The sequence below is a fragment of the Streptomyces sp. NPDC054956 genome, from assembly GCF_053609185.1.
In genome coordinates this window covers 1-8,018 of the sequence record NZ_JBSGXB010000329.1, presented here as the reverse complement: position 1 = coordinate 8,018, position 8,018 = coordinate 1, and the positions used below count along the sequence as shown (strand labels likewise).

Below are 8,018 nucleotides of genomic sequence, written 5' to 3'. Positions count from 1 at the left end.
AGATCCATAGGTGTCTGGTGGGCTCGGATTTGTGTATAAGAGACCGGGGCTCCGCCCCTCCCTCCGCTCCCGCTCCGCGTGAGCGGAGGCGGCTCGCTCCGCTCACCGCCCGGCGGGCCCGCTCCGCGACCCCGCCAACTGCAGTGGAGCCGGGGGGCCTTCGGCCCCCCCGGGGGCCGGCCTCCGGCCGACCCGTGGCCTCCGCTCCGCTCCAGCCACCGCCCGCGCTCCGCACGGGCACGGACCAGGCGGGCAGTAGATCAGCCATCAGGCCGGACGGGGATCAGGTTCAAGCGGCAGCAAGAGGAGAGGAGGTGACGGGCCGTCGGGAAACGAGCCGGAACATGGGGGTCGACCCTCCAGAGGAAAGGGAGGAAACTCCGCGCGTCGCAGTGTGGTGCGTCAAACTGAGAGATAGATTGATTCTGGAATAGACTACACCCGGCGATCGACCCACTTGCCGACATGCAATCCGGAGATGAAAAAAGGCCAGATGGAGAGAAGGGTAGGGCCCATTCTCGTATCCAGACAGCTTTGATGAAATCATCGGTATTGGATCGGATGGATTAAGCGACTGTGAATTGGGGTGAGACTCCGGCTTTGCCAAATAAAGCAGAGGGCACCTGAGGGCCACCACGGTCCCGAGAGCCGGTCCGGTGCGGGTGGTCCAGAGACAGGCCCGCTTGCGCCCCAGCAGGAGGCCGGCTCCCCTCGCGGGTACGCGAGGCCCTGGGTTCCACAGCTTCGCGCGCGCGTGCGTCTTAAGGAAAAGAGGGCCGCTGCCAGAAAGGGCCCCTGACCTGCGGTTTTCTGAGAGGGCATGTGTCGGCGCTGACACATTGACCTGCGGAAATGTGTTGGTGGTGCCACACCGACACCCAGATCCGCCAAGCTGGCTTGTACAACTGGGCATCGTTGCTGGTGGGGGCGCGTTTCGAGAAGGCAAGCATCAGATCCGATGTGTCGGCGTCGACACCAGAGCGCCACGCCAGCATGTACAAATCTGCCAACCCTGGTTGGACAACTGCTAGGGTCCGTCGCGACCGCCAAGATCCAAGGAACAGGACGACCGTCGATGGCCCCCCAGCCAAAGCGCCCTGCCTCCGGCCGCAGCAAGGGCCGGATCGCCGCCGTTCAACCGGGCAGTGACAGCGCCTTCCGCGAGACCCTGTCCTCCAGGCTGGGGCAGGACATCAAGCCGCCGACGCGCAAGCGACCGGTGCAGCAGATGGACGTCAAGGTCCGGTATACGTACCGGGCGCCCCACGAGATGTACGGCGAGTCCGGCTACAGCGTGGTCTCCAACGACTTCCTCGCCGACGTCCTGGCCGTCCTGATCGCGCAGCACGGCATGTCGCCGATCCAGTCCGCGGTCCTGCTGTGGTGCATCGGCCGCCAGCGTGAGGGATGGCTGAAGGCCACGCACAAGAAGATCGCGGACAAGCTGGGTGTGGAGCGGTCGAACGTCACCCGGGCGCTCGGGCGGCTGGAGGAGTGGCACATGCTCCAGCGCGTCGACACCGGCCTGATCTTCGTCAACCCGCTCCTCGGCTTCGAGGGCAACGGCGACGTACAGCAGGAAGTCCTGGAGGCGCTGCGCAACGGTGCAGCGGAAGGCGCCTTCCCCGAAGTGAAGCCCCCGCCGGCGCCGCGTAGCGTGCAGCTGGAACTCGGGTCCGAAGACGGGGACGATGAGGGTGTCGACAAGAAGGGGCAGGCATGCTGATCCAGGCGAGCGCCGGTTTCGGAATGCTGTACCGGCTGGACCTCACCAAGGCGGCGATGGAACTGCTGAGCGTCCTCATCGAGCGCCAGGAGCCCGGCGGTGAGGTGAACGCCTCCCAGGCCGAGCTGGGGGCCCGCGTGGGCCTGTCCCGTAACTCCGCGAACACCGCCATGGCGCTGCTGGAGAGCCGGAACCTGGTGTTGCGGCCCGAGGACCGCAAGTACCGCACGTACTACCTCCACCCGTACGTCGCCTCCTACGCCTCCCAGGAGGAGCTGGAGGAGGCGATCGAGGACGCCTCTGAGCGCATCGCCACCGGCGACCTGCCCGAGATCACGGCCCCCCTGTATGAGACGGCCCCGCCGAAGCGTCAGCCCCAGGTGCCCCTAAGGGCAGTCCGGGCCGCCGGGTAGGCCGGCTTTCCACGCCGAAGCGGCGCTGCTCCCTCGTGACGAGGGAGCAGCGCCGCTTTCGTCGGCCGCTCATCAGGGTTCGCGCGGGGGCGGGAACTGCTGCAGCCAGTCAGCCAGTGCCGCTCGGTCCGGCCCCTCCTGCGGGCTGTGGGGTCGCTGAACGGCCTCCAGAAGTGCGGGCACCACGGTCTGCAGCATTCGATGGATCTCCTCAACCACGCGCTTCTGGGTCTTCGGCGATTCGGACACGGTGGGCAGCTGTGCCTCGAGATCGGGCACCAGCCGGCGGATCTTCCCCAGGGTCCGAAGGGATTCGATCGGAGAGGGCGCTGTCCGACGACGCGGTGTCGGCACTCGAAGCTGAACGGCTTCGGAGTATCGGAGGGAGATCCCGAGCATGACCGCTGGAGGGCGGCGGCGGTAGTTCGCGAACCGCCCGTCTCCGGGTCTCGGTAAACTCTCACGCTTGTTGCACGGGTGACAGAGGAACCCTCGGGCCCAGCCGTCTTCGTGGTCATGATCGAGGACAAGGGAATCCGAGCGGGTTCCACCCCGTTGCCCTCTTTGGCCACAGATCGCACAGCGGCCTTGCTGCCAGGCGAACATCGCGGTGAGCTGGTCAGACCCCAATTTTGCAGCGTGGTCGGGGCACGGCCAGAACCAGCACACCGGTGCCAGGTGAGGTAACCACCGATCGACCACCACTTGTGTCCAGCGGAGCAGCAGCTCCGCCGCCTCCAGCTCGTCGGCAGTCATATGGCGGAAGCACGCGGGCACACCGTCGATTGTGCCGTTGCTGCAAGCTCGACAGCGGCTCGACCGCTCCCGGTCGACGATCCGCTTCGCCTTCAAGACCTTTTCGACCAAAAGGGGCGTCATGGAGCGGGCGACCCGATCGGCGCGCAGCTGGTAATCCGTGCTGTCGAGCACCAGCATGCTCGGGCGCCGAGGAACGAAAACGAGCGGCGTCTGCGGTGTCATGTCAGCACGGTAGGGATCCCCACGGCCGTGCAGCAGCCGAACGATCGTTTGCTGCACGGCACCGCTGCTCTGTGCAGCAGGGCCCGCTACCCGAGCAGCACCCTTGTGCCGTCTGGGGCCGGCCTCCCGAATGTCATCGCTCTCCGGCACCCGAGCAGCAGCGTCTTGCACCCTTCGCCACCAGGGCAGCAGCCCGTGCAGCACGCCTTCTGCTGCAGTCCGGGCTGTGAAGGGTGCAAGACGCTGCACGGTGTAGCGAAGGTGGTCCCCGTCCCTGTCTCCGTCACCGGCCGGCTGCTGCCCCGGAGCCTCCACCAGCACCCCGTGCGGTACCGGCCTTGCACCCCATTAGTAGGTAGTACCTATAGCGGTTATGTGCGGGTAGATATCTCTCCCCCTGAGAGCGAAGCTCGCGCTGCGGGAGTAGTCAGATCCCCATCGGAACGGACCCGTCGGGCGTGTGCGGCACGAACACTCCCTCCCCGGCCGCATCGACCTACGGAGCCCCAAACAGCGCTGTGCGCCCCGTTGAGCGACTCACGGCCCCGGAGGGCGCCCAGGGGCTCCAGGGGGCGGGAGAAGCGTCCAGAGGGCCGCACAGCGGCTTTGTGGATCAGCGGGCGGCCAGGGCCCGTACTGCGGTGTGCTGGGCTACTGGCCGGGGTGGACGGCCTGAACGCCGGTGCCCTCGTACGTCTCGGGGGTCAGGGTCAGCAGGTAGCGGCCGGCGGGGAAGTCGGCGGAGGGCCGCGCGGCGTGGATCGCGTGGACGGCCGCCCAGGAGTGTCCCGCGTGCAGGAGCTCGGTGGCGGCGAGCGCGGCCGCGGTGTCGAACGGCTCGATCTCGATGAACCGCAGGCCGTGGACGTAGGCCAGCAGGCCGGGACGCTCGGTGTCGCCGGCGGTGAGGGAGAGCACCGGGGCGTAGAGGGTGCCGAGGCCGCCGGAGGCTTGGACGTAGAACGCGGCGACGGCCTCGTTGAAGGGGTCCTTGGGGTCGTGCAGGGCGGTGGCGGCCGTGTGGTCCAGGACGACGGCGATAGCCGCCACTACGCGGCCGCCGAGTCCTGGCTCGCGCCCAGACGCTCCAGGAGGCCCCGGGCCTTCGTCTCGGCCTCCGCGCTGGGTGCCGTGCCCAGGATGGAGGCGAGCTCGGCGCGGGCCTGGGCGGCGCGCTCCTCGAACTCGGACTGGGTGGGCCGGCTCTCGGCGAGGGCCTCGACCAGGTTGCGGATTGTGGTGTTGTTCTCGGCCGCCAGCACGGCGAGGCGGTCGCGTGTCGCGGCGCTGACCTTGATGCTCGTTTCGTCTGCCATCCTCCGACTCTACTGCTAGTAGAGGATTGCCAGGAGGGGTTCATCTGGAAGTCGCGAACTTCGATTCGTGTCCTGTGTCATCGATTCTTGAGCGTGTGTCATCGGACTTTGGCGGACACTCGCCTGTGCCACCGAAGCTTCAGGGGTGCCCAGGACCCCAGGCAGGATCCGATCCCCATAGGCACGCACCGCATGTGGGCGACTACACTCTGTGCATGACTTCATGGAGCTGGGAGATCAGCAGCTACGAGCCAAGCACGCTGGAAATCATGAGCGTCACGGCGATTCCGGACGCCATCGATGAGAAGACGACGCCGACGTTCGCCATCAAGGTGACCGCCGACACCGATGTCGCCAAGGGTGCTTATGTGGTGGTCGTGATCAAGCATGGCCGGACCAAGCTCGCCGACCAACGCTACGACCTGTTCGAGGAACTGGCGAAGACGGACGGGGCTTTCTCCCTGACCTCGCCGGCCTTCAGCAACCCCATCCCGAAGGGGGACATCGAACTGCGCTACACCTGGGGCATGCCGGCCCCCCTGCCGAGGGCGAAGTTCACCGCACAGGTGTCGCTGTACGCCGCCGAAGGCGACACGCCCGCTGAGATGAACATCCATATCAGCACAGAGCGGACCTTCAGCGACCGCTCCCCCGCCGCCGCCGGGTGAGACCAGGGTCGTGCCGCCGCTGATTCGGCCCCAGCCGTGTCAGCAGCGGCACGGCGAGCAAGTGTGCAGTCTTCGATGACACACGCTCAACAATCGATGACACGGGACAATTCGATCGCGGAGTGTGACGAACCAGTTTTGCTGTCGGATGGGGTGTCACGCTGTCACGCTGTCACGCCGAAACGGCCCCAGGGGCGGGGGTGGAGGCCCAATCCGGCACCCTGAATGATGCAAATGCGGACATTGTGATGGGTGCTGTCACGCGACTGTCCGGCGGGCGTGACAGGCAGCGTGACAGGGGGCGGGACGCCCTGCCGTGACGTTGAGTAATTGGTCAGGGGTGTGACGGCCAGACCGGGAGCCACAGTTCTGGACGGGCACGGGCTGGAGGCCGGCATGCCACCGGCCCGGGCGGCGGCGACGAACTCGCGCTCCTGGCCGTGGCTCATCCCCGGCTTGCCGCAGAGCGGGCGGCTCGGGTGAGGAAGGCGGCGAGGTCGGCGGCGGCTTCGGGGGCGGCGGCGGTAAGACGGGCCGCGAAGCCCAGCTCGGCGGTGTCGGCGCCTGGGACGAGGTGGGTGAGCGCTGAGAGCAGGCCGGCCTGGGCGAGGACCGGCGGGGGCAGCAGCGTGGCGGCCGCCTCTCGGGCGGCTGGGTCGACGTAGTGGCCGCGGTGGGTGGCAAGGGCGACGGCGAGCCAGGTGTCGACGTCCTGCTGGATGTACGAGCCGGCCCTGCGGGTGAGCTCGGCGCGGACAGCTTCGTCGCCTTCGCGGGGATCGGTCTCCTCAAGGACACCGCGGTCGCGCAGTGCCTGGAGCTGGTCGGCGCGATCGGAGACCCGGGCCGCTTCGCGCTGCTCGGCTTCCCGGGCGGCGCGGGCCGCGGCCTCGGCGGCGAGCTCCTCCTGGACGGCCGCATCGTCGTCGGGGTCGTACGGGCCGCCGGTCACCGCGAGGAGCCGGCCGATGCGCTCCCACTCGGCGAGCTCGGCCGCGCGTCGGCCGCCGTCGTCGGCCGCCTCTTCGTGCCGGCGGTCCAGGTGCGCGTCCAGCTCGGCGTCGGCGAGCGCCTGGACGGCCTCGCCGTACGTCATGCCCCGGGCGCGGCGCCGGATCGAGGATCGCCCGACCCTCGCCGGGTCGATGGGTGCGCGCGGGACCTGGACCTGGGTGCGGGCCCCGGGAACACGGCGCCGCCGCCAGCCATCGGTCGTGCTCATCACGGCCTCACTTTCACGAGGAGAAAGGAAAGGGGAGCCCGCCGCTGACTGGGCGGCGGCGTGTCCACCCAGGTTTATAGCAGCATGGAATTCGTGGTGCCTAAAACGCGATATGGAGCCGCTCGGCGTTCACGATTTGCACCTTCAGGCCAGCGCGGCCACCCCCTCCGATACGGAAATAGGCGTCCGCTATCGCCTCTGCGACGAGGTCGTGCAGGTCGTTGTCCGTCGCTCCGGTGTCCCTGGCTTCGATGATCGCCTTGGCGTGAGACGGCGCGACGGCGACGGTGATGTCACGCCTCCGACCGGCGTCCGAGGTGCCCGCGGGGCCGAGTGCGAAGTAGGCGGTGATCGAGATGACGAGCCCCGATGACGTGGCGGCACGCTGCAGCGCTTGGGCTCTGACCTGAGGTTGCCACTCCGCCTCGGTCTCCTGCTGCAAGGCGGCCTGGAGGCGCTTGTTCGGCTTCTTCGTGGCTCCGGAGAGGTAGCGGTCCACCGTCTTGCGGGAGACGCCCAGGCGCTCCGCCAGGGACTTCGCGGAGCCTGCGCGCGTGCGGAGGTATTTCATCTGGGTGTTCGCGGATTTCGGCGCGGGACGGGTGAACAGGGCGCGTTCCGCGTGCTGCAGTCCGTCGAGGAGCTTCTCGCGCAGCAGGGCCCACCCTGCATGGTTGTCGTTGCTCATGACGATGGAGCTTGGGTGCTTCCGCCTGTGGAAAGAGTCCGGAGTGGCTGCGTTGGTGAGAGAGGAGAGCGTATGTCGGTGATTCCTGGCATCGGTTCTCAGTCGAGATGCCCACGAACGTCAATGAGAAGTAGCAACACCGAGCGGAGGACCTCGGCCTCGGGGCGGCCACGCCCACGGACAGCGCAATGGGCGGCGAGTTGCAATGCCGCACGGTGGTCTGTACGGGTCCCCCGAACTGATGGAGTCATCGTGAGCATCCGTCCGACCGCCTTCCGCGTCACCCAGGGAACGTGAGCTGTGCCGACAACTGAGTACGACGGTCCGGAGAAGCAGGAAGACGTCACCGTCCTGAGTCTGCGTGTACTGCGCTGGGCCAAAGAGAAGAAGATTCTCATCGTGATCGCCCGTGAGGGCATGCGGGTGACCTCCCAGACCGCCGGATCCGTCACGATGGATCCGGTATGGGAGAGGGGCGGTGGCGACCGCACCGGATACAGGACGTACAAGCACCGGTTCAACGCGAAGCAGTTGATTAACCCGCGGGGGAGCAGCGTCGAATCCGGGTGTAGCACCACACTCCACCTGGACCTCCACGGTGACGTCACCAACCCCGGCGGCCCGTACACCAAGCGCACCACCTGGCCAGTCACCTTCGCCGCCGGCGAGCGCACCCAGGCCCTCGTGTTCGACGAGTTCCCGGACTACTACTACAAAGCCATGGTGGCGAGGCTGCGCGATCCCAAGATCACCTCTGGCGCTTCGGGCCGCATCCTCTGCGGTATCGAGGGCGAACTGGAGCGGGGATGCTCGGAGAGCGAGGAGGTCGAAAAGGAAGTCGCAGCCCTGATCACCAAGTACGATCCGCCCCGACCCAACCCGCTCAGCCACGAGCACCTCTACTCCGGCATGCCTCACCTCGACCTCAATCCGATGGTGTACCGCAAGGACGCGCTCCAGGCGCACAACGGAAGCCACAACTTGTTGTAAACCGCGATTGGACA

Annotated in this window: 9 protein-coding genes; 4 read left to right on the top strand and 5 right to left on the bottom strand. The window is 67.4% G+C overall.

All coding sequences use genetic code 11. From position 1 onward, the window contains the following. Nucleotides 1-1,075 precede the first annotated feature (1,075 nt). Both ACWGDE_RS33035 and ACWGDE_RS33030 read left to right on the top strand, forming a co-directional pair. Nucleotides 1,076-1,726, top strand: a complete 651-nt coding sequence (locus ACWGDE_RS33035; protein WP_453392731.1) for a replication/maintenance protein RepL — start codon at nucleotides 1,076-1,078, stop codon at nucleotides 1,724-1,726. Beyond that, nucleotides 1,720-2,139 (top strand): hypothetical protein, encoded by a 420-nt coding sequence (locus tag ACWGDE_RS33030; RefSeq protein WP_453392730.1) that lies wholly within the window; start codon nucleotides 1,720-1,722, stop codon nucleotides 2,137-2,139. Before ACWGDE_RS33035 ends, ACWGDE_RS33030 begins: the two co-directional genes overlap by 7 nt. 72 nt (nucleotides 2,140-2,211) lie before the next feature. Here ACWGDE_RS33030 and ACWGDE_RS33025 read toward each other — a convergent pair whose 3' ends face one another. From ACWGDE_RS33025 to ACWGDE_RS33015, 3 genes are all read right to left on the bottom strand, one after another. Next, entirely contained in the window at nucleotides 2,212-3,120 is a 909-nt protein-coding gene (locus ACWGDE_RS33025) for an endonuclease domain-containing protein (protein WP_453392729.1), read from the bottom strand. Nucleotides 3,121-3,771: 651 nt separating this feature from the next. Beyond that, a complete protein-coding gene (locus tag ACWGDE_RS33020) occupies nucleotides 3,772-4,170 on the bottom strand; it encodes a hypothetical protein (protein WP_453392728.1) in 399 nt (132 codons plus the stop codon). Next, nucleotides 4,170-4,436: a hypothetical protein gene (locus ACWGDE_RS33015; RefSeq protein WP_453392727.1), complete on the bottom strand. Its 267-nt coding sequence runs from the start codon at nucleotides 4,434-4,436 to the stop codon at nucleotides 4,170-4,172. Before ACWGDE_RS33015 ends, ACWGDE_RS33020 begins: the two co-directional genes overlap by 1 nt. Nucleotides 4,437-4,651: 215 nt before the next feature. Here ACWGDE_RS33015 and ACWGDE_RS33010 point away from each other — a divergent pair, with 215 nt between their 5' ends. Further along, nucleotides 4,652-5,104 carry an ML domain-containing protein gene (locus ACWGDE_RS33010; protein WP_453392726.1) on the top strand — a complete coding sequence of 151 codons (453 nt, stop codon included), beginning with the start codon at nucleotides 4,652-4,654 and terminating at the stop codon, nucleotides 5,102-5,104. Between the two features lie 445 nt (nucleotides 5,105-5,549). Here ACWGDE_RS33010 and ACWGDE_RS33005 read toward each other — a convergent pair whose 3' ends face one another. Together ACWGDE_RS33005 and tpg are read right to left on the bottom strand one after the other, a co-directional pair. Continuing rightward, the gene (locus ACWGDE_RS33005; protein WP_453392725.1) at nucleotides 5,550-6,326 is read right to left on the bottom strand and encodes a hypothetical protein; all 777 of its coding nucleotides are present in this window, start codon (nucleotides 6,324-6,326) and stop codon (nucleotides 5,550-5,552) included. Between the two features lie 100 nt (nucleotides 6,327-6,426). After that, nucleotides 6,427-7,014: a telomere-protecting terminal protein Tpg gene (gene tpg / locus ACWGDE_RS33000; RefSeq protein WP_453392724.1), complete on the bottom strand. Its 588-nt coding sequence runs from the start codon at nucleotides 7,012-7,014 to the stop codon at nucleotides 6,427-6,429. Between the two features lie 300 nt (nucleotides 7,015-7,314). On the opposite strand from tpg, the gene ACWGDE_RS32995 reads away from it, so the two are divergent. Next, nucleotides 7,315-8,004 (top strand): hypothetical protein, encoded by a 690-nt coding sequence (locus tag ACWGDE_RS32995; RefSeq protein ID WP_453392723.1) that lies wholly within the window; start codon nucleotides 7,315-7,317, stop codon nucleotides 8,002-8,004. Nucleotides 8,005-8,018: the final 14 nt, after the last annotated feature.

Coding starts and splice junctions, on each gene's coding strand:
- ACWGDE_RS33030 (WP_453392730.1), top strand. CDS start 1,720: ATGCTGATCCAGGCGAGCGCCGGTTTCGGAATGCTGTACCGGCTGGAC.
- ACWGDE_RS33025 (WP_453392729.1), bottom strand. CDS start 3,120: ATGACACCGCAGACGCCGCTCGTTTTCGTTCCTCGGCGCCCGAGCATG.
- ACWGDE_RS33035 (WP_453392731.1), top strand. CDS start 1,076: ATGGCCCCCCAGCCAAAGCGCCCTGCCTCCGGCCGCAGCAAGGGCCGG.
- ACWGDE_RS33005 (WP_453392725.1), bottom strand. CDS start 6,326: ATGAGCACGACCGATGGCTGGCGGCGGCGCCGTGTTCCCGGGGCCCGC.
- tpg (WP_453392724.1), bottom strand. CDS start 7,014: ATGAGCAACGACAACCATGCAGGGTGGGCCCTGCTGCGCGAGAAGCTC.
- ACWGDE_RS33015 (WP_453392727.1), bottom strand. CDS start 4,436: ATGGCAGACGAAACGAGCATCAAGGTCAGCGCCGCGACACGCGACCGC.
- ACWGDE_RS33010 (WP_453392726.1), top strand. CDS start 4,652: ATGACTTCATGGAGCTGGGAGATCAGCAGCTACGAGCCAAGCACGCTG.